At 68.1% G+C, this 18,520-nt stretch carries 23 protein-coding genes and 1 tRNA gene; 6 read left to right on the forward strand and 18 right to left on the reverse strand.

Going from position 1 to position 18,520, the window contains the following annotated elements; genetic code table 11:
- Positions 1–15: 15 nt before the first annotated feature.
- Together ACZ31C_RS27140 and ACZ31C_RS27145 are read right to left on the reverse strand one after the other, a co-directional pair.
- On the reverse strand, positions 16–471 hold the full coding sequence (locus tag ACZ31C_RS27140; protein ID WP_465797670.1) for an RrF2 family transcriptional regulator: 456 nt from the start codon (positions 469–471) through the stop codon (positions 16–18).
- Between the two features lie 105 nt (positions 472–576).
- Complete coding sequence (locus tag ACZ31C_RS27145) at positions 577–1,500, reverse strand: helix-turn-helix transcriptional regulator (RefSeq protein WP_465797671.1); 924 nt, start codon at positions 1,498–1,500, stop codon at positions 577–579.
- Between the two features lie 238 nt (positions 1,501–1,738).
- On the opposite strand from ACZ31C_RS27145, the gene ACZ31C_RS27150 reads away from it, so the two are divergent.
- Complete coding sequence (locus ACZ31C_RS27150) at positions 1,739–2,515, forward strand: SDR family oxidoreductase (protein WP_465797672.1); 777 nt, start codon at positions 1,739–1,741, stop codon at positions 2,513–2,515.
- Between the two features lie 200 nt (positions 2,516–2,715).
- Here the strand turns inward: ACZ31C_RS27150 and ACZ31C_RS27155 are convergent, their stop codons facing one another.
- Positions 2,716–3,147: an SsgA family sporulation/cell division regulator gene (locus tag ACZ31C_RS27155; RefSeq protein ID WP_007457244.1), complete on the reverse strand. Its 432-nt coding sequence runs from the start codon at positions 3,145–3,147 to the stop codon at positions 2,716–2,718.
- A gap of 499 nt (positions 3,148–3,646) precedes the next feature.
- Between ACZ31C_RS27155 and ACZ31C_RS27160 the strand changes: the two genes are divergently transcribed.
- A complete protein-coding gene (locus tag ACZ31C_RS27160; protein WP_465797673.1) occupies positions 3,647–4,111 on the forward strand; it encodes a TIGR02611 family protein in 465 nt (154 codons plus the stop codon).
- Between the two features lie 50 nt (positions 4,112–4,161).
- Positions 4,162–4,236, forward strand: a tRNA-Val gene (locus ACZ31C_RS27165).
- A gap of 77 nt (positions 4,237–4,313) precedes the next feature.
- Here the strand turns inward: ACZ31C_RS27165 and ACZ31C_RS27170 are convergent.
- The 14 genes from ACZ31C_RS27170 to ACZ31C_RS27235 all read right to left on the reverse strand — a co-directional run bounded on the left by ACZ31C_RS27170 (position 4,314) and on the right by ACZ31C_RS27235 (position 13,047).
- A complete protein-coding gene (locus ACZ31C_RS27170; protein WP_465797674.1) occupies positions 4,314–5,360 on the reverse strand; it encodes a tyrosine-type recombinase/integrase in 1,047 nt (348 codons plus the stop codon).
- 148 nt (positions 5,361–5,508) lie between these two features.
- On the reverse strand, positions 5,509–5,688 hold the full coding sequence (locus tag ACZ31C_RS27175) for a helix-turn-helix domain-containing protein (protein ID WP_465797675.1): 180 nt from the start codon (positions 5,686–5,688) through the stop codon (positions 5,509–5,511).
- 108 nt (positions 5,689–5,796) lie between these two features.
- Positions 5,797–7,518, reverse strand: coding sequence for a replication initiator (locus ACZ31C_RS27180; protein ID WP_465797676.1), 1,722 nt, complete (start codon positions 7,516–7,518; stop codon positions 5,797–5,799).
- 102 nt (positions 7,519–7,620) lie between these two features.
- Positions 7,621–8,058, reverse strand: coding sequence for a hypothetical protein (locus ACZ31C_RS27185; protein WP_465797677.1), 438 nt, complete (start codon positions 8,056–8,058; stop codon positions 7,621–7,623).
- A complete protein-coding gene (locus tag ACZ31C_RS27190) occupies positions 8,055–8,684 on the reverse strand; it encodes a hypothetical protein (protein WP_465797678.1) in 630 nt (209 codons plus the stop codon). The genes ACZ31C_RS27185 and ACZ31C_RS27190 overlap by 4 nt, the downstream gene beginning before the upstream one ends.
- Positions 8,669–8,941: a hypothetical protein gene (locus tag ACZ31C_RS27195; protein ID WP_465797679.1), complete on the reverse strand. Its 273-nt coding sequence runs from the start codon at positions 8,939–8,941 to the stop codon at positions 8,669–8,671. Before ACZ31C_RS27195 ends, ACZ31C_RS27190 begins: the two co-directional genes overlap by 16 nt.
- Positions 8,942–8,957: 16 nt before the next feature.
- The gene (locus ACZ31C_RS27200; RefSeq protein WP_465797680.1) at positions 8,958–9,236 is read right to left on the reverse strand and encodes a hypothetical protein; all 279 of its coding nucleotides are present in this window, start codon (positions 9,234–9,236) and stop codon (positions 8,958–8,960) included.
- Entirely contained in the window at positions 9,233–9,421 is a 189-nt protein-coding gene (locus tag ACZ31C_RS27205; protein WP_465797681.1) for a hypothetical protein, read from the reverse strand. The genes ACZ31C_RS27200 and ACZ31C_RS27205 overlap by 4 nt, the downstream gene beginning before the upstream one ends.
- 24 nt (positions 9,422–9,445) lie before the next feature.
- On the reverse strand, positions 9,446–9,757 hold the full coding sequence (locus tag ACZ31C_RS27210) for a spread protein (protein ID WP_465797682.1): 312 nt from the start codon (positions 9,755–9,757) through the stop codon (positions 9,446–9,448).
- The gene (locus ACZ31C_RS27215) at positions 9,754–11,403 is read right to left on the reverse strand and encodes an FtsK/SpoIIIE domain-containing protein (protein WP_465797683.1); all 1,650 of its coding nucleotides are present in this window, start codon (positions 11,401–11,403) and stop codon (positions 9,754–9,756) included. Before ACZ31C_RS27215 ends, ACZ31C_RS27210 begins: the two co-directional genes overlap by 4 nt.
- Positions 11,403–11,576 (reverse strand): hypothetical protein, encoded by a 174-nt coding sequence (locus ACZ31C_RS27220; protein WP_465797684.1) that lies wholly within the window; start codon positions 11,574–11,576, stop codon positions 11,403–11,405. The genes ACZ31C_RS27215 and ACZ31C_RS27220 overlap by 1 nt, the downstream gene beginning before the upstream one ends.
- Positions 11,577–11,999: 423 nt before the next feature.
- The gene (locus ACZ31C_RS27225; RefSeq protein WP_396696345.1) at positions 12,000–12,164 is read right to left on the reverse strand and encodes a hypothetical protein; all 165 of its coding nucleotides are present in this window, start codon (positions 12,162–12,164) and stop codon (positions 12,000–12,002) included.
- Between the two features lie 291 nt (positions 12,165–12,455).
- On the reverse strand, positions 12,456–12,647 hold the full coding sequence (locus ACZ31C_RS27230) for a hypothetical protein (protein ID WP_396696347.1): 192 nt from the start codon (positions 12,645–12,647) through the stop codon (positions 12,456–12,458).
- 1 nt (position 12,648) lies between these two features.
- Positions 12,649–13,047, reverse strand: a complete 399-nt coding sequence (locus tag ACZ31C_RS27235; protein ID WP_396696349.1) for a transcriptional regulator — start codon at positions 13,045–13,047, stop codon at positions 12,649–12,651.
- A gap of 177 nt (positions 13,048–13,224) precedes the next feature.
- Between ACZ31C_RS27235 and ACZ31C_RS27240 the strand changes: the two genes are divergently transcribed.
- On the forward strand, positions 13,225–14,067 hold the full coding sequence (locus ACZ31C_RS27240) for a sigma-70 RNA polymerase sigma factor region 4 domain-containing protein (protein WP_465797685.1): 843 nt from the start codon (positions 13,225–13,227) through the stop codon (positions 14,065–14,067).
- Positions 14,067–14,900 carry a protein phosphatase 2C domain-containing protein gene (locus ACZ31C_RS27245; RefSeq protein ID WP_465797686.1) on the forward strand — a complete coding sequence of 278 codons (834 nt, stop codon included), beginning with the start codon at positions 14,067–14,069 and terminating at the stop codon, positions 14,898–14,900. The genes ACZ31C_RS27240 and ACZ31C_RS27245 overlap by 1 nt, the downstream gene beginning before the upstream one ends.
- Positions 14,901–15,743: 843 nt before the next feature.
- On the opposite strand, the gene ACZ31C_RS27250 is transcribed toward ACZ31C_RS27245, so the two are convergent.
- Positions 15,744–16,595, reverse strand: coding sequence for a DUF4231 domain-containing protein (locus ACZ31C_RS27250; protein WP_465797695.1), 852 nt, complete (start codon positions 16,593–16,595; stop codon positions 15,744–15,746).
- A 738-nt stretch (positions 16,596–17,333) separates the two neighbouring features.
- Between ACZ31C_RS27250 and ACZ31C_RS27255 the strand changes: the two genes are divergently transcribed.
- Positions 17,334–18,227, forward strand: coding sequence for a hypothetical protein (locus tag ACZ31C_RS27255; RefSeq protein ID WP_465797687.1), 894 nt, complete (start codon positions 17,334–17,336; stop codon positions 18,225–18,227).
- Positions 18,228–18,520: the final 293 nt, after the last annotated feature.

Raw genomic sequence — 18,520 nt, forward strand, 5'->3', positions numbered from 1 at the left:
CGACGGGCGGGTGGGTCAGCGAGGTTCCCAGGCGTCGGGGGCCGTGGTGAGTCGACGGACGTGGGTGGGCAGTCGGCCGCCCACCACGTCGGCCAGGCTCACCTCGTCGACCACCCGGCGCAGCGAGGCGCGCACCGCGACCCACAACCCGGGCAGGTGCTGCGCCACCCCGTCGTAACTGGTCTCCTCCGGGCGCAGCCCGCGTACGCCGGCCAGCGGTCCCTCCACCGCGCGCAGCACCGCACCGATGGTCACCTCCCGGGGCGGCCGGGCCAGGGCGTACCCGCCCTCGGCACCGCGCTGGGCACGGACCAAGCCGGACCGACGCAGGTCGGCCAGGACCGCCTCAAGGAATTTGCGCGGCATGTCCTGCTCCGCGGAGATGGTCTGGGTGGACAGCAATGCCGGGTACGCGGCGGCCAAACTCAGCGCCGCCCGTACCGCGTAGTCGCCACGCGCGGAGATCTGCACCCTGCCATCATGCCCAACCGGCCCGGGCCTGGGCGTCGCCGGGCTGACGGAGTGACCGACCGGATGGGCCGCGTCACGCCCGACGGGCCGCGCCGGACGGTCGCGTCAGGCCCGGTGGGCCTCGATCGACGGGCGGGACCGCAGCATTGGGGCCGGTTCGGCGGGCGACCGGGGGCGGACGACCGGGCTCGGTCCGGGATGTTCCCGGGCGGCCCGGAAGGCGCCGGGGCTGACCCCGACCTCGCGGGTGAAGAACCGGCCGAAGTTGGTCGGCTCGGTGAAGCCGAGCTGCCGACCGATCCGGGCGATGGGCTCGTCGGTGGCGGCCAGCAACCGGCTGGCCTGGAGCGCGACCCGCTCGTCCACCACCTGCTTGGCGCTGTGCCCGGTCACCGCAAGGCAGGCCCGGGTGAGGGTACGCACCGAGCAGCCCAGCCGCTCGGCGTAATCCTCGACCCGACGGGTGCGCTGGTAGCCGCGCTCCACCTCGCGGCACAACCGGCGGAAGGTCTCCTCCTCCGGCCGACCGGCGCGGCGTTGCGCGGACGGCAGCATGCTCAGGCGCAGCAGCAGCACGGTGAGCTGGTGGCGCAGCAGGCTGCGGCCGGCCGGCACGTCCTGGTGCCGACGAACGTCCACGGTCAACTGGGTCACCTCGTTGATGACCGCGTCCTCGTCCTCACCGGCGAGCTGCACCCGGGTGGGTACGTCGTCCACGTCGACGTCGAGTCCGCGCAACGTGTCCGGGTGCCAGCGGACCACGGTGGCGTCCAGCCGGGGCGGTGGGCAGCGCAGCACCTGCCCGGCGCGTACGCGCAGTAGTGTGCCGGGGCGGCAGGGCTGGGCGCGGAAGTCCACCTCGGCGACGCCGTGACCGCCCGTGCCGAGCACGATCAGCTCCCGGTCGAGCAGGACCGGGCGTCGCCACCCGGCGTCGGGCTTGAGATCACCCAGCGTGATCGTGTCGATTTCGGCCGGGCCGGAGGCAGCGTGGGGCAGAACCCTGTCGAGGTGACCGGAAGGGACCATCACCTGCGACGTTAGCCCGGGACCGGCCGGTACGCACCTCTGGTGGCGGGCGCGTCGCCGAGCCCGCGCCGCCCGCGTCCACGCCTCGATCGACCGGGGTGGGTGGCCTGCTCTTGTCGGCGTGCCGGCCGGCGGTTACGTTACCGAGCGGTAGTCATCTGGTCGCCGTGGCGGGCGAACGGTCCGTCTCGGCGGCCCGACCGCCGGGGAGCCGCGGCCGGCTCGCGAGGGGATGGGCATGCAGGATCTGTTCTCGGTCGACGGCAAGAATGTCCTGGTGACCGGCGGTTCGCGGGGGATCGGGCTGATGATCGCCCGAGGGTTCGTGGCGGCCGGCGCGCGCGTCATCATCTCGTCCCGCAAGGCGGCCGTCTGCGAGGCGGTCGCCGAGGAGCTGTCCACGCTCGGCCACTGCACCGCGATTCCGGCCGACCTCGGCGACGACGACGGCGCGCGGCAGTTGGCCGCCGCCGTCCGGGACCGGGTCGACCGGCTCGACGTCCTGGTCAACAACGCCGGCGCCACCTGGGGCGCACCGCTTGCGGAGTATCCGGAGAGCGCCTTCGACAAGCTCTGGGCGGTCAACGTCAAGGCCGTCTTCCGGCTCACCACCGAGCTGCTGCCGGTGCTGCGCACCGCCGCGAGCGCCGACGACCCGGCCCGCGTGATCAACATCGGCTCGGTCGACGGCATCCGGGTCCCGGCCATGGAGGTGTACGCCTACTCGGCGACGAAGGCGGCTCTGCACATGCTGACCCGCACCCTGGCGCACCAACTCGTCGGCGAGCGGATCACCGTCAACGCGGTCGCCCCGGGACCGTTCGAGAGCAAGATGATGGCGTTCGTGCTGGACGACCCGGATGCCCGGGCCGCCGTCGAGGCGCAGGTGCCGCTGGGTCGGATCGGTCGACCGGAGGACATGGCCGGCGTCGCGATCTTCCTGGCGTCGCGGGCCGGCGCGTACCTGACCGGCGCGGTGATCCCGGTCGACGGGGGCATCACCACGCACGGCTGAGCGTCCGTGATGATCACGCTGGCGTGCGGAGCCCTTGGTGCCGCCCGGCCATGGGCCAGGTCGCGTGGTGCGGCTGGCAGGCGTGGACGCTGGTGCGGGTGGCGCTCTGGTGCCGGTGGTGCAGGTGGTGTGCGTACCGCCGGACAGACCGGGGCCGCGCGGACTCGGCAGATCCGCGCGGCCCCCGCCTGGGTCGGTGGTCAGCGACCGGCGAGCAGCCGGTTCACCGCCGTGTCGACGTCCAGGTGCTCGGCCTCCCGGCCGCGCGGGACGACGACGTAGGTCCGCCGCAGGAAGCGCACCAGCACGCTGCGCGGCACCTCGAACAGGGCGTTGCCGTCGGGCGACGACAGCGCCAGCGCGACGAAGTCGCCGCGCGGGGTGGCCCACGGCCAGACCCGCACATCGCCGATACCGGCCGGCTCGTCGAGCCCGGTGACCAGCAGCTCGCGAGCGAACGACCAGCTCACCGCCTCGCCACCGGCCGATTCGGCGTGGAACAGGACATGGACCGCATACGGGTCAGCAGGGTCGTAGCGCAGACTGGCGCGCACCGGCAATGCGGTGGCGTCAGGCGCGACTAGCCTTAGCGACGTCTCGACCTCAACGGTCGTCGGTCGGATGACACTCATGGACGTTCTCCCCCCGGCACCGCGTGCGGAACGCGCGTGTCCCGCTTTTCCCATACTCAGCCGCTACTCCTGGCTACGCTCCGCCATACGCTGACTTCACCCAGTGGTGGGAGAGGGTTCGGAAAGGCCCCGAGAACGTGAAAATTCGTCTAGGATTTCCGGTTCTGCCCAGTGTGTTGATCGCGCCCGATCATCGGGTAGCTCAGTCGTCGACTTACTCCGGTAACGTCCAGTCGGCCGTTGCAGTGACGGTCCCGCGCCACACTGGGCGTGAAATGATCGGTGAGCGATCCTCAGTGGATCAGCTGGCGAGGCGAGGCCCGTCGAACGGCGCGGCCCGCAGAGCCGAACAGCGGGGGTACGGGTGCCGAACGAACAGCACGACCGGCACGGTCGGTCAGTAGTCGACAACGAACCGGCCGACAACCGCCGAACCGGCCGCAACGAACGAGGCTTCACCGACGGGAATAGCCCCGCCGGACGGGGAAATCCTCACCGCATGCGGAACGAGCGAATCGAGGCGGACCGGACCGACGACGGGCCGGACCCCACCGGCGCACCCGGGCGGCCCCGCTGGCGGCAGCGCCTCTCCACCACCCTCGCGCTGATCCGCGCCAACCCCACCGGCCGCCTCGCCCTCCGGGTCGTCATCGGTGTCCTCGGCGCCCTCGTGGTCACCATCGGCATCGTGCTCATCCCGCTACCCGGCCCCGGCTGGCTTTTGGTGATCGCCGGCCTCGGCATCTGGGCCGTCGAGTTCCACTGGGCCAAACGCCTGCTCGCCTTCACCCGCCGCCACGTCCACGGCTGGACGGCCTGGGTGAAGCGACAGTCACTGGCCCTTCGCCTGGTCATCGGCTCGGTCGGCCTCGTTTTCGTCGCCGCTGTCGCGCTGCTCTCGATCAAGTACAGCCTCGGCATCGACGTGATCGCCCAGGTCCTGCGCTACCTCGCCACGAACTGACCCCGGGTTCGCGGGTCGGCCGCACGATCGGGTAGAGTCATCCGCGCTGAGGGCGATTAGCTCAGCGGGAGAGCGCTTCGTTCACACCGAAGAGGTCACTGGTTCGATCCCAGTATCGCCCACCACGAATATGCAGCTGAGGCACCCTCGGAAGAGGGTGCCTCTCTTGCTGACTGCATCGATGAGCATGGTCATGAGTCAGCTATGAGTCAGCGAACGCGTCGCGGATGCGTTGCTCCCGTCCCTCCGACCGGTGGGTGTAGAGGTTCAGCGTTGTCGACGGCTTCTCATGGCCCATCACGGCCTGGACGTCGTTGACCGGGATGCCGCGCGACACCAGCTCCGTCGCGTACGAGTGCCGCAGGTCGTGAAAGCGCAGCCCGCCCGGTGCCATCTTCGCGACGTGCGCGACCGCCTCCCGTTCGGTGGTGAACTCGGCGGACCACGTGACGCCTTCCAGGTCGACCCAGGCAGCCCGCCATTTGAAGTGGCCCAGCCGACTCACGTCCCCGAGTAGCCCGGCGCGCACCAACGAGGGCCGCCAGACGCGAGCGCGGAACAGCGTCCGACGCAGTGGGCCGGCGGACGAGTTGGTGAACACGTCCCCGCGAGGACCAGCCGGGAACGCCTCACGATGGGCCGCCAGCAGTCCGACCGCGAAGTCCGGAACCGGAACGATGCGCCGGCCAGCCCGTGACTTCGGATAGGGCTTGATCGTTACCGCGCCCGCCACCTCGATGGCGACCCGGACCACCTCGACCGTTCCCGCGTCCAGGTCCAGCGATTCCCAGCGGAGCCCGGTGCACTCGCCCCACCGCAGACCAGTGCCGCCCGCGAGCGCGACCAGGGCACGGTATCGATCCGGAACTGCGGGTAGCAGCCGGTCGATCAGATCTGCGCGCGTCAGGACGTGTCCGTCGGTGTCCTTCTTCCGCCGTGAGGGGACCTTCACGCCTTCGCATGGGTTGGCGCCGATCAGCCGATCACGGACAGCAGCGCGAAGGACGGAGGTGAACAAGCGGAAGCACTCCGCCACAGTGGCGGGTGATCGTCGACCGCTCAGTTCGGTGACCCACGACTGCACCGCCAGGTGATCGATCCGAAACAGCGGCACATCAGACCAGCGCGGAAGCACGTGCGTCCGAAGGATCGAGGCATCCCGCGCTTTCGTCGTCAGTTCGTCGTTGCGCGACTCCCGCCAGCGCTCGGCGTACTTCCCGAACAGCAGCCGGCCAGCGTGCGGATCCACGTAACCACCCCGGCTGATCGCGGATTCCGTCTCGGCCAGGAAGGTGGCCGCCTGCCGACGCGTCGGGAACGTCTTGGCCTTCTGACGGCCGGTGGCATCTCGCCAGTTGGCCCGGAAGTTGCCCGCTGACGTCTTGACGATGTTCCCATCAGGCCCATCCCTCCCCGCCGTCGGCGGTGGGCTCAGTGCAGTCGTCCAGCCAGTCGTGGAAACGCTTCTTGGGAATGACCCAGCGTCCGCCGAGCTTGCGGGCAGGGATCTCACCTTCGCGGACCAGGGCGTAGGTGCTGCCCAGGGAGAGTGACAGAAGCCGAGCGACCTCACGCACGGAGTAGACGGCCCGGCTGTCTCCGGTGCGAGACGGACGGGCGAGTGCATCGGTGGTGGGGACGCTGCGAAGTGGGGTGACAGTGGCGCGTTGCATGCTTCCTCCGGATCAGCGGGTGGTGGGTTGGTCGAGGACGGCCAGCGCGGTGGCTGCGGCGCGGTCCTTCGCGGCCAGGAGCGCGGCCTTCCATTGCGCGCGTTGGGATAGGGCGCGTAGGAGGCGGTGTTGCAGGGGTGGTAGGTCGGGGTCGTCGGGGCGGGCGAGTTCCCAGGCGTATGCGGGTGGATCCTCCGGTCCGACGGGGTGTGCGTCGGTGGCGCTGGTGCTGACGCCGAGGATGTTGCGGACCCAGGCGCGGGCGTCGGCGCGGTGGTCGGCGAGGGTCTTTCCCGACCAGTCGCGGGACACGAGGATGCGTCGGCCGCCGATGCCGAGGGTGGCCCGCTGGTGAACTTTGCCTTTGCAGCGGCCCGCTTGCAGCCGGCCGTGGGCCTTCTTGGGTTGGACGCCGTAGAGCAGCCAGTTGGCGCACCGTTCGTTGCACGGCGTGACCCGTAGTTCGTGCCAGAGCCGGTCGAGGTGATTCCGCTGCCGGTCCGTCTCCGCTTTGTGGCAGTCGGCGGAGGACTTGGTGATGTATTTGGTGATGTAGCCGATGGTGCGGTTGGCGTGGACGGTGCCGGGGGTGACGCCTTCTGCGTGGACCTGGGCGCCAAACCGCACGACGTGTGACGGTGAGGCGTCGGGGTCGGTGTCGATGAGGTCCAGGGCGTCGGCCCAGGACGGCAGTGCGTCGCCGGTGTCGGGGTCGACCCACCCGGCTTGGTCGTTGTCCCAGACGGGTGGCCGGTCAAGGGTGTACCGCGGTTCGTCGGCGGGTGGCCACCAGACCTGGTGATAGGTGGCGGCGGCGACCTGACGCAGAACCGCACGCGGGATGGTGCCGCGGATGGCGAAGTGGGCGTGAGGTGCCAGACGGCGTTGAGGTTCGACGCAGCCGGCGTACTGGACGTTCCAGCCCACGCAGCGGCGCAGGTTTTGCCAGAACCGGTCGAGAAGGCGGGCGAAGTGCACGGCGTCCCAGGCGGCGCGTCGGTAGTCGTAGGTGTCGGGGTCGGCGGGGGTGCCGTCGGGGAGGACGCGGCCGTAGGAGCCGAGGGTGAGTGACAGCCACATGGACGGGCGGTGTTGGGTGCCGTCGGGGGCGGTGTAGACGCGGCCGAGGGTGTGCGGCTCCACCTTCTTACGCGGTAGGTCCGGCGCGTCCTGTCGACGGCGGGTGGACCGGGTGCGACGGCCGCCGGAGTCGTCTTCGTTGTGGCCGGGTGCGATCTGGCCGCGTAGTCCTTCGGCGGCGGTGGCTTCCTCCACTTCGGCGATCGCCGAATCGATGGCGGGAATCTGGTCGAACTGGGCGGCGCGTTGGGCTTCGTCGCGGGCGAATTCCAGGTGCGCGCGGAGCAGGACGAGTTCGCGTTGGGCGTCGGTGGCGGGGTTGGGGCCGGTGGGGTGGGGTTCGTCGGTGCGGTGCCAGCCTTCCCGGATCTGGGTCTGCCGCAGCCGCCGAGCGCGTTTGGCGCATGGTTCGCATTTGTCTTCGCGGGTGCTGCCGCAGGGCAGGTCGATGACCTCGGTGTGGCCGGTGTGCAGGTCGGTGCGGCGCAGGCTGACCGGTCGCAGGCACACGCCGTACTCCGCGGCCATTTCGGTGAGGATCTGGCGGGACATGGGCATGGCCAGCCGGGCGGCGCGAGAGCCGGGCGCCGGGGTGTCGGGCAGGTCGGTGGGTGGGGTGTCGGGGGTGAGGCCGGGCAGGGTCGGGGCGGTCAACGGGTCACCTCCGGAAGATCGAACAGAGCAGGTGGGACGGATCCGTCGGGGTGGCCCGTCTCCCACAGCGGGTGCAGGAGACGGGCCACCGAACAGCGGTGGTCAGTGGTTGCAGCCGGGGCAGTGCAGTCCGACGCAGCCGGGCTTGCGGGACCGCAGCAGAACGGCGAGGACGACCAGGACCAGGACCACGCCCGCGATCAGCGGTGCGGCGGACCGGACTGCGTGCGCGACTTGGGAGGCGGCGTAGCCGATCCCGGCCACGGCGGCGACGCCGGGGACGGTGGCGGCGGCGATGACGTGTCCGCGTCGCAGTCGACGCACCACCGGCGCAGCCGGGGTGGGGGTGTCCAGGAACCGGACGGTGACCATCACCTGCTCCGGGGCGTCGGGGATCTGGTGGGGGGTGGTCATGGACAGCAGTCGGCCGGAGTCGCGGATCAGGGCGACGGTCGCGGCGACCTCGGCGGGGGTGCCGACGACGCGGCGGGTCAGAACGGCGGGTCTGGGCTGGACGCGGGCGAGGTGGGTGCGGGTCATCGGGTGACCTCCGAGGTGAAGACGTGGCCGTTACGGGGGGTCTGGACGACCGAAGACACCAGCGCGGACCGGACCGCGACCGGACTCGACGGCACCGCAGCCGGGGCCGGGACGACGACCGGGGCGGGTTCGGTGGGAAGGTCCGCCGGGGTCATGTCGACCGGCTCATCGGCGGTCTCCTCCCGACGCACCGCAGCAGCCGCAGCGGCCGGGACGGTGGGTGCGGTTTTGGGGGCGCCGGTGAGGATGAGTTTGGACAGGGCGAGGAACGCCAGCGCGGGCACCGAGGACAGCAGCCGGGAGGAGAAGCTGTCGTTGGCCACGGCGATCTGCGCGGCCAGCGACAGGGCGACCGCGGCGACGAGGAGGACCAGGGGGTAGGCCACGGAAGCGCGTGGGTCACGGCGTCGGCGTCGGCGGATGACCAGTAGGGCGGCGGCGGGCATCAGTTCGGAGATGACCGCGTTGGACCACCCGAACCACTCGCCCGTGCCGGCGGGGGCGTGGGCCATCGTCCAGTCCTTGACGTGGGTGAACGACGCGGCGCCGGCCATGCCGCCCACGGCCAGGAGGATGAGGACCAGGGCGACGCCTTCGAGACGTTCGGCGTTCAGGAGCCGGCGCACGTGGTCACCTCCCGCTCGGGGGTGGTGGTGGTCGGGGTGGGGCGGAGCCAGGCCCGCAGGTTGCGTAGGTAGATGGCGCCGTAGACGAAGCAGGAGACGAGGAAGCCCCACTGCTGTGTGGTCAGGGAGTAGGCCAGCCACAGCACCTGGGCGGCGAGGCCGACGGCCCAGCCGGTCCAGGAGCGTTTCCCGGCGAGGTAGAGGCCGGTCACGCCGACGGCCATGAGGAGCCAGGACCAGAGTTGGTGGTTGTTCACGGGCGGGTCCTCCTGTTCACCAGAGGGGTTGTTCGGCGTAGCCGTCGGGCAGGGTCATGGGCAGCCGGCGTCGGGGTTTGGTGGTCGGGGGTGCCGGATCGGCGGGTGGGGTGCGGCGGACGTTGCGGATGTCGGTGTCGACCGTGGAGCCGTCGGGTAGGCGCAGCAGGACGCGGCTGTCGGTGGTCATCCGGATGACGTCGCAGGCGGGTTGCCGGTAGGCCGCTGCCGGGGCGGTCATGAGGGTCGGCACCAGCCACACCTCCTGGCCCTCCCGGTAGGGCTCCCGGCTCACGCGACCCACCCCCACGCTTCGGCGTCCTCGGCGGCGATCTCGCTGTGTTGGCGCAGGGCGGCGGCGATGATGTCGGCCGCGTGCGGGTCGGGGTTGCAGTAGAGGCAGTGCTGGTCGGGGTGGGTGTGGTTGAGGTCGAGGCAGGTCCGGCGCATCGGCCGGCGGGACAGGCGTCGGGTACGCATCAGCAGCGCTCCAATCAGGCCGGGTCAGCGGGTGGTGGGGGTGATGTGGACGCGGATCCACTCCGGCGGTTCGCCGGTCGAGGCGACGGCTTCGGAGAGGCACCGCCACAGCGCCCACGCCTCGTTCGGGGTCAGGTACATGCGGCGACGTCCGGAGCCGACGGCCAGGTAGAGGTCGGCGTCGGGGGTGACTCGGACGGTGACCGGCACGGACGCCTTCTCCACGTGCGGGGCACGCAGCCGGTAGAAGCGGCGCGGCTCGACGGCGGGCGGGTCGGGTTCGTCGGCGTACGGCATCCGGACGGGCGTGCCCTCGGGCTGCTCGTGGTCGGTCATCGGGGGTCACTTCCGTTGCTGGTCGGGTCGAGGTTGAGGGCGTTGAGCAGCGACGACGGCAGCAGTGGCGTGTCCTGCTTCGGTGGCGTCGGCCGGTACGTGTGCCTGCCGTTGCCGTTGGTGCGTGGCTTGACGACCGTCGGCGCCGGGACGTCGATCGGATCCGGCGTGATCTCCGGCGGGGCGGGGAACGTCGCGGCCATGTCGCGGATCACGTCGTCGGGCAGGTAGGAGAACCGCACCCGCGCGGGTTCCGGTTGACCGTCCAGCAGGACGTAGGCGACGCCCTTCGCCGTGGTGGGGATCTGGTCCGCCAGCGCTCCCCGATCGCGGGCACCGTCACCGAGCAGGAGATCGACGTGGGCGCGTTCGGTAAGGCCGAGAGCGATGCGGGTGGGGAAGAAGTCCCGCACCGACACGACCTCTTTGCGGGGGTCCTGCGTCGCGGCGACGACCAGCACGCCGAGCCCGGCGCCTTGGGTGAGGAGCAGGCCCAGGGCTTGGGTGATGCGCTGGCGGATGTCGCTGTCGGGCAGGAACGCCAACAGCGCGGCGATCTCGTCGATGACGACGACGATCAGCGGTTCGTCGGTGGTGGGGGTGTGCACCCGCACCTTGCCTCGCAACGCCTGCTGTCGGGCGCGCATCCGGGTGACGGCGTCGTCCAGGAGGTCGGCCATGCGGGTCCAGTCGTCATCGACGTAGCGGGAGAACAGGGGGCGGCCGATGGCCAGCTCCATGCCGCCCTTCGGGTCGATCGCCCACACCCGCACCAACCCGGACCGAATCCCTGCCGCCAGAGCACGGAACAGGGACCAGATGACCGAGCCTTTGCCCATGCGTGTGGCCCCACCGATCAGCACGTGCGTGGCCAGCAGCCGCAGGCAGTACACGGCCAGGTCCTCCCGTACCCCTAGCGGCAGAGCGGTGAAGTCCGGACGCGCCGGCACCGGCAGCGGAGCGACGACGCGGGTCAGCGGGTCACGACGGATGAGCACCAACCACACCTGGCGGGGCCGATCGCGGAACCGGACCCGATCCACCAGCCGCAGCAGCCACGCGAGACGCCCCGTGCGGGCCGGTGGTGCCTGACGGCGGCCGGAGAACACGCGGCAGTGGCGGGTGCCGAACGAGTACGCCAGATCGCGGGCGGCCTTGTGGTAGACCTCCGGGTTCTGGCCCTTCGGCATCCGCACCACCAGTTCATCGGTGGCATACGAGCAGCGGACCGACAGCAGACGCGGCAGCTTCTCCCCGCCGTCGTACTTCTTCACCAGCCCGCACAGGGACATCACCTCGTGCCACTGACGCCGGTACACCCACACCCGCCGCCACAGCGTCACCGCACGGAGCACCACCAGGCGGTGAAACGAATCCCGGCCCCTCCACCACCACAGGCCAGCGGCAGCAGCGGCGGTGAGGAGGGCCAGGAGGTGAGGCCACCAGCCGTGCGACCGGTAGCCGTCGATGGCGACCAGGGCCACGGCGACGACCGGCCATGCACGCCAGTGCCGTACCGCGCCCACCAGCAGACGCACCGCGAAGACAGCAAAGCGGGCGAGCAGGTACAGGGCGGTCAGGGTCCAGACGATCGGCCACGGGGCGGAGATCTGGAACCGGCGGAAGTTCACCAGCGGCGCCCGCATCAGGCCACCGCCTTGGGCGCCGAGGTCTGCTGCTGCTCGATCCACGCTTCGGCGCAGACCTTGTGCACGGGGGTGCCCTTCGGGCTACGGCAGATCGCCGGTTTCCCGCAGAGCACGCAGGGGACCGGATCGCCGGCACTGCCGGTCCGAGTCCAGTCCAGTTCTCTTGGCATGATGAAACCGCCCTTCCAGGCCGACACGGATTGGTGGGCAGCGGGGCGGCCGGCTTCCTAGGGCATGGGCCGCCCCGCACCACGATCAGTTGGGGCTGTTACTTGTTGCGGCGCTCGATACGAGCCGCCGCGTCGAGACCGGCCTTACCGGACCGGCCAGCGCCGGACACCTGCCCCTGCCGAGTCGCGGTCACCGCGATCTGCGGGCAGTAGCCACACGCGCGCGAGTTGCCACACGTGCACGAGGGAGGACGAGTACCTTTGGCCATCGGTGGGACCTCCGCAGTCCTTCCGATCGGCCCGCCGGGAGCTGCAACTCTCGGCGGGCCACCTGAGCCAGTCGGCTGACTGACCTCGCCCCGCACGCCGAACCACAGATGATGGGGTCGGCGTGCGGCGACACCAGTCACATGGCGAGCTGGGTCAGTAGCCGTGCCGTTTGAGCGCGTCGTACGCGGCAGCCTTTTCCGCCGGGGTCGCCTTGCCCATCGCGGTCTCGAACGCGGCCTTGGCCGAGTCGAACTCGGGACTGTCGATGTCCCGATCAGCGGCGTCGGTCTCCTTCATCCCGAGGCTGATCAGCTTCATCACCTGATCACGACGAACCGGCTCCGATTCGGAGCGCTTCCGGCCGAACATCAGCCGGCCTTCCCACTCGTCACCGGCGTAGGGCAGTCGTCGCAGCGGGTCGGGGCGGACACTCCACCCCACAAGGTGGCGTAGTGCCGACCGCAGGGCAGCAGGACGGTCCGCGTTCGCGGATCCGGCGGGTTTCGGGGGATCATTGAGGTCTCTCCCAACGGTTCAGAAGGGCTGACGGGGTGAGGCCGGCGGCGCGGCGGAAGGTTTGCGAGGCCAAGAGGCCGCGCCGCCGGGTAACTAGTCCGTGATCGTGATGCCGTCCGCGCGTCGCTGCCGTTCATCCGCAGCCCACCCGTGGATCTGGCCCTGCACATGCGGCGGCAGGGCACGCCATGCCGCGCGAGTGGCGTCGTCGCGGTGGGTCTGGGTCACCGCCCACTCGGAGACGATGTTGGCCAGATCCTGACCAGTCGCCTTCCGCTTAGACACCTCAGGCAGCCTTACCGCGCGTCTCGGCGAGAGTCTTCGGCGCGACCAGGGCCGTCGCCCGGTAGGAGAACGCCAACCGGCCGTTGGAACCCACGTACGGGGTGACGGTCAGACCCTCGAACTCCACCGGCTGGAACGGACCCACCGGCGGCACCGGCTGCACATCCGCCAATACCTTGATCGACACCTCACGCGAGCGGGCACCCAACTCCGGATCCATGTCCATCACCCGGCACTGCCACACCCGCTGACCCGTCACCTTGTCCTTAGCCGGCGTCCGCACCCGAGTCGCCTCGTTGAAGTCCTGCGCCTCCGCGATCGAATCCGGCACGAACACCGCACCATGCGGAAACACCGCCTCGAACGGAACCGAGAACCGCGTACCACCCCTCAGGGCCATGACGATCTCCTCTTGATCGGCCACCGGCGCAGCCGGTAGCGGTCTTGTATACCCCCCTATACAGTTGGACCAGCGTGTCCCGAGGTCTGTCTAGGGGGATAGACAGCACGTTAGCTGGATACGGTGAGAGCGTCAAGGGGGCTAGACGCCTGAGTTGAATCGAGTGCTGGGACGGACATGACAGACGAAGTGGATCGTATTGCCGCGATCAGCGATCCGTTCGAACTGCTCCGTGAAGCGACGAGCCGCATGGCCGTTGCCCAGGAGGAGGTCACCGAACTCGCGCGACTACGCCGCAGAGTCATCAATGAGCTGCATCAGGGAGGGCTGTCGTACGCCCACATCGCTGAGCGGGTGGGCCTCACGCGTGGCCGAATCCACCAGATCCGTCACGGAGGACCGCCGGCCGAAGGAGCCTTTCTCGGGGCCGGCCACGTCACCATCGTGACGCCCTTGAAGAAGGAAGCCATCAAGGCCCGGCCCGTCGTCGCCTTCGAGGACGTTACCGGTGCTCAGCGTCTTGCCGAACTGGCCCGCAACCTCGGGCTGGAACCCTCTTTCGAGCACGTGCCCACCACTGGTGAGATCGACCTCAACCGACCGAACCTCATCGTGATCTGTGGTCCCCGAATCTCTCAGCCGGTGGCGGACGTGCTTAGCCAGGACAGAAGACTGAGTTTCGAGCGTGCCCCCGACGGCCCGTGGACGCTAGTCGACCGCAAGGCCGGGAACACGTATCGGTCCGGCCAGGACCAGACCCCGCCACAGAACTCCGACGTCGCGTACCTCGGCCGACTGCCACGGCCGGACGGCAAGGGGTCGCTCATCGTGTTCACCGGCATTCACCCAGCGGGATCACTCGGCGTCGTTCACCTGATCTGCACACGCATCGGTGAGCTGTACAGCGAGGTCCAGACCGACACCTTCTCGGTCCTAGTTGGCACCGAGTACGAGCCCGACACGAAAGAACCCCGCAAGGTGCAGTTGTTGACTCCCATCAACCGCCACCCGGAGGAATGATGCACGTCTCGTTGGCGACGCTCCCTGCCAAGCCTCACGAACCCAACGAGGACTTCACCGCGGCCACCACGAACGGTGTTGTCCTGCTCGACGGTGCTGGCCTGTCCGGCACCACCACGAAGTGCCACCACGGGGTCAGTTGGTACGCCCGACACCTCGGCGGCGCCCTGGCGGCCGGTCTGCCCGACGAAGACAGGGACCTGACATCCATTCTGGCCGATGGCATCCGGGAGACGGCTGCGCTGCATGCCAACACCTGCGATCTCGATGACCCAGGCACGCCGTCGGCAACGGTCGTCATGATCCGGACCGTTGCCGATGACCTTCAGTACCTGGTGCTGGCCGACAGCGTTCTCCTACTGGACCTCACCGAAGGAGAGCCGGTTGCCGTGTGCGACAACCGGGAGGACGAAGTCGGCCGGGCGTACCGGGCAGCGATGGATGCGGCCGAGAACGGCACCCCCGAGCACGATGAAGCCCGAAGGGCCTACGTCGACGCGATGCGCGTGCACCGGAACCGGCCGGATGGGTTCTGGGTGGCTGCGGCGGACCCGGAAGCGGCCCACGAGGCGATCACGGGTGAGATCCCAGTGCGCGAGCTGAGAAGCGTCCTGCTGCTCAGCGATGGCGCCAGTCGCATCACCGACCGGTTCGACCTTGCAGGATGGCCGGAGGTGATCGGCATGGCCGCCACCGAAGGGCCTGCCGCGATCCTCCAACGTGTCCGCGAGGCGGAGCGCATTGATCTGAACGGCGCGAGGTGGCCGAGAGGAAAGACGCACGACGACGCGACAGCGGCGTACTGCACGCAGTTGCAGGTCGAGGTGAGGTGAGAGACCGAGACAGGGCAACGAACAGCGAGGCAGCCAGCGCTTGACGATGGGTTACACCGACAGTGGCGAGCAGAGTGCCACAGCATCTTCCAGTAAAGCCCGGGCGCAACTACGTCACGTCGCCGCGACGATCGGGCTGGCGAGATGAGTCAGGTCGGCGTTGCCAAGCTGGGCCGTGGTCGGGCCGGGAGTCGCCCGTGATCTGTTGCCGAATTGGCCTGTACTAGATCAAGCGCGCTCCGCGCGGCGCGGGCCGGGCGCGGTAACCGGCTCCTGACGGAGCCGCCGCCCCGCCCGCCTTCGGCGGCGGGGCGGTAAGTCAGCCGGCCCGAACGCCACGCCCGCCCCGCGCGTCACCCACTGGTTCCGTGAAGGGAACCGGTGACGAGTCCCAGAGGTCGACCGGGACCAGGACGACAACGTCCTACCTTCGCGTCACGCATTCAGCCTCACGACGGGAACCGCGGACCGGTCGACGGCCGGGCGGGCGAGTTGCCGAACGGAATCACGTCGACCGCTCACGGGTCCGAGGTGGGGAAGAGGTGAGGGTGGGGAAGGTGGGCTGTGGGTGGGGCGGGGTTGGGGTTAGGGCTTATGCCTCCGGCGGGGGCCAGACGACTCCAGGATGGAGTTGCCGAACGGTTGCGGCCGTGGGTGGTAGTGGTTGAGGGATGCCATCCCGTCCACCGCCGACCCAGGCAAGCCGAGCAGACCAGGGCCAGGGTGACAAGGTCGTTCGTCCGGTAGGGCGCTCCACCTTGTCACCCTGGCCCTGGCCCGCTCCACGGTGTGTGGGTCGGCGGCAGACGGGATGGCAACGGACTTCGTGCAGCAGAGCGCTGACTACGGCGCTGCTCCCGAGGGCTGCCCACCCAGATGCATCTGCTGGTTGCGATCGGGGGACTGCTCTAGTTGCAACTCCCGGTTCCGCTGCTCTTCCTTCAAATCCTCAATACGTTCGGCGTACAAGCGCATAGCTGCATCGTCCTCGACAGTTTCGGCATAGTCGCGAATTCGAAGCTCGAAGGAGTTGCTCTCTTTTTCGATTGCATTTGCGGTCTGCTGAAGATTGAAGCCGCGCTCTCTGAACTTGAAGTAGCTGCTGAAGCCAGCGGAAGCTGTCACCATAATGCTTAGAACGATGGTGATCCACTCCAGAGGGTTCGCGCTGGCCATCGCGCTGGTCAAGCTCGTCACAAGAATAGAGCCGAGAATGATAATCGCCTGGAACAGGTTATGGATTCGCCGATTTTTTGCTGCACCTTTTCGCGACTCCTCGACATACTCCCATGTCTCAGTCCAGTAACGAGCCCTAGTGGCTTGGTGGCGAGAACGAGAACCCGCAACGGTCGTCACATCCTGGCCACCTGACCGACGCTGCGCCCGAAGCCGCTTGAGTTCGCGCTCCAGATCAAACAACTTATTGCGCTGAGACTTAAGGATAAAGAGCGATAGGAGTAATGAAATAGGAGACACCAGGACCAGGAATGCCGTAGCGCCCGCAGCGGTGTCGCTATCAAGAAAGAAGGCCGCAACAAGCAGCGCCGTGCCTATTGCACTTAACAGCGACCAAGTCGCTATTATCTTGAAGTAGAAGCGCGATTGCTCTAGACGTCCCTCTTTATCCGCAATCTCGACATCAATCTCGCCACCATTGCCGGATGAGACCGTCATGACGCTCCAAGCTTCGATCACGAACAATGCGGGGCGATGCTATCCCTTTGGCTGTGGCCCGACTAGCCCTAACTGGCACCAATGCCGTTCCCGGGAGTCGGATATCTGACCCGACAGACGAAGTTCAACAGCCCTCGTTGCAACCCTTTGCGGGCGTCGCCCGAGGCCGCTGGCTCGTAGGACAGCCACTGCCATGATCGGTTGTACAGCCATCCGTACAGCCAAGCCAGCCATCCAAGGTCGACGGGGGCCGACAAGCGCCGACACTCCGACCACGGAAGGGGACCACCCGAGCAGCCGTCCGTGATCTTCTTCTAATCCCAGGCTGCCGGCCGTCGCTGGCGCCGATGGTTGACAGCCGCCATTGAGACTCGTCCGGTATGGCGCTCCACCTTGTCACCCTGGCCCTAGCCCGCTCCATCGAGGTGTGGGTCGGCGGCAGACAGAGGTGGCAGACCGAGGGGCGGGTTGACAAGAGGCGGCCCCGCGAGCAGGTCGGCGGCGGTCACCGACGTTGGCCGACGTAGTCTTGATTCTTGCAAAGCCTGGGTTGCGGCTCTGGAAGAGTAGCCCCGCGGTCGACCTCTACACGGCCCCAGCGGCCACAAGATGAGCACCGCAAGCAGGTCCCCCGAGCAGGGCAAGGCGAGGCGCTCGAGAGGGAGAACCATCATCCGCTTCTCGGAGCGGGTGTGGGAATCTTGGATCACGACTGCGGTGGATAGCTACACGCACCCTGGCCAGGCTAAGATCGCGCTCGTGACGCTTGTATTCGCATGGGTGCGGAACTCTTCAGACGTGCGAGAAATGGTAGTGGCGAGCGACAGTCGCCTCTCTGGAGGGGGAGCCCGCTGGGATTGCTGCCCCAAAATTCTGTCCCTCCCGCGTTCGGATGCAGTTCTTGCATTCGCCGGAATTACTGATATTGCTTACCCGGCAATGCTTCAAGTTCAACGGGCCATCGAGGCAAGTCCTGCAGTTGCGAGTCGGCGGTATGACATAACTCAACTGGCGGACATTGTTGAAAATGTTCTTAATCAGATGCTGGACATTAGAGTGGTCGATCGGGTGTTGCTTGAATCGGCGTACCTAGAGAAGGCTGCGACGATGTTCATTCTGGGGGGTTGGTCTTGGCGATACCAGCAATTCCAGATATGGAAGTACGCTTTTAGTAAGAAGGAAAGAAGGTATGTTCGACTCAAACGGGATTCGCACAGGGAGGGGCAGGCGAGTGTGCAAGTGCAAATCGGAGGCGATGTGACAGGAGAGGCCCTCCGTGAATTTAACTTGCTGCGCGCAAAGTCCGGCCTGACGATGAATGATGCGTTAGATATGGAGCCGTTTGAAGTTCTGCGGGATATGATTCGAAGCGGGAAGTACCCGACAGTTGGAGGGGCTCCGCAGGTGGTGAAGGTGTATCGCCATATGAATGCGGATTTTTTCGGGGTAATTTGGCGGAATGAGCCTAATGGGGAGGCTGTGGCCACTTACGGGGGGCGGCCGCTTCTTGAGTACGAGAAGCAGCTCTTTCCTCTTATCGACGCCGACAGTCCGTCTGATCATGCCAGAGCCAAGGCGCTTGCCAGAGCACAACAGGTTAGGCGTCGAGGGGTCGTGCCACCGCAGACCTCACATGAGGAGTCAAGCGGTTAGCGTGGGTCGGTCGGGGTCGCGCAGTTGTGCCAGCAGGCATACCTCACCCGGGCGATGCATCTTCAAGATCGACTAGTGCAGCGTCGGTGCAGATGAGCGTGGCAAGAGGTGTGAAACGTCGAGAGGTGCTGACCGGTCCGACCGAGGTCAGCACGTTGCTGAGGCCAGTTCGAGCCGATGCGAGGGCCGTTCGCGGCTTAGTACTCCAACGTCACTTGGCTTCGGCGTTGGGCGTGGCGTGGGCATGAGGACGGCCACCGCGTTGATCATCGATGGTTTGTGAGGACAACCGA

This window comes from Micromonospora sp. NPDC023869 (assembly GCF_055559695.1).

Coding starts and splice junctions, on each gene's coding strand:
- ACZ31C_RS27145 (WP_465797671.1), bottom strand. CDS start 1,500: ATGGTCCCTTCCGGTCACCTCGACAGGGTTCTGCCCCACGCTGCCTCC.
- ACZ31C_RS27150 (WP_465797672.1), top strand. CDS start 1,739: ATGCAGGATCTGTTCTCGGTCGACGGCAAGAATGTCCTGGTGACCGGC.
- ACZ31C_RS27155 (WP_007457244.1), bottom strand. CDS start 3,147: ATGAGTGTCATCCGACCGACGACCGTTGAGGTCGAGACGTCGCTAAGG.
- ACZ31C_RS27160 (WP_465797673.1), top strand. CDS start 3,647: ATGCGGAACGAGCGAATCGAGGCGGACCGGACCGACGACGGGCCGGAC.
- ACZ31C_RS27185 (WP_465797677.1), bottom strand. CDS start 8,058: ATGACCCGCACCCACCTCGCCCGCGTCCAGCCCAGACCCGCCGTTCTG.
- ACZ31C_RS27205 (WP_465797681.1), bottom strand. CDS start 9,421: ATGCGTACCCGACGCCTGTCCCGCCGGCCGATGCGCCGGACCTGCCTC.
- ACZ31C_RS27210 (WP_465797682.1), bottom strand. CDS start 9,757: ATGACCGACCACGAGCAGCCCGAGGGCACGCCCGTCCGGATGCCGTAC.
- ACZ31C_RS27215 (WP_465797683.1), bottom strand. CDS start 11,403: ATGCGGGCGCCGCTGGTGAACTTCCGCCGGTTCCAGATCTCCGCCCCG.
- ACZ31C_RS27220 (WP_465797684.1), bottom strand. CDS start 11,576: ATGCCAAGAGAACTGGACTGGACTCGGACCGGCAGTGCCGGCGATCCG.
- ACZ31C_RS27225 (WP_396696345.1), bottom strand. CDS start 12,164: ATGAAGCTGATCAGCCTCGGGATGAAGGAGACCGACGCCGCTGATCGG.
- ACZ31C_RS27235 (WP_396696349.1), bottom strand. CDS start 13,047: ATGGCCCTGAGGGGTGGTACGCGGTTCTCGGTTCCGTTCGAGGCGGTG.
- ACZ31C_RS27240 (WP_465797685.1), top strand. CDS start 13,225: ATGACAGACGAAGTGGATCGTATTGCCGCGATCAGCGATCCGTTCGAA.
- ACZ31C_RS27245 (WP_465797686.1), top strand. CDS start 14,067: ATGCACGTCTCGTTGGCGACGCTCCCTGCCAAGCCTCACGAACCCAAC.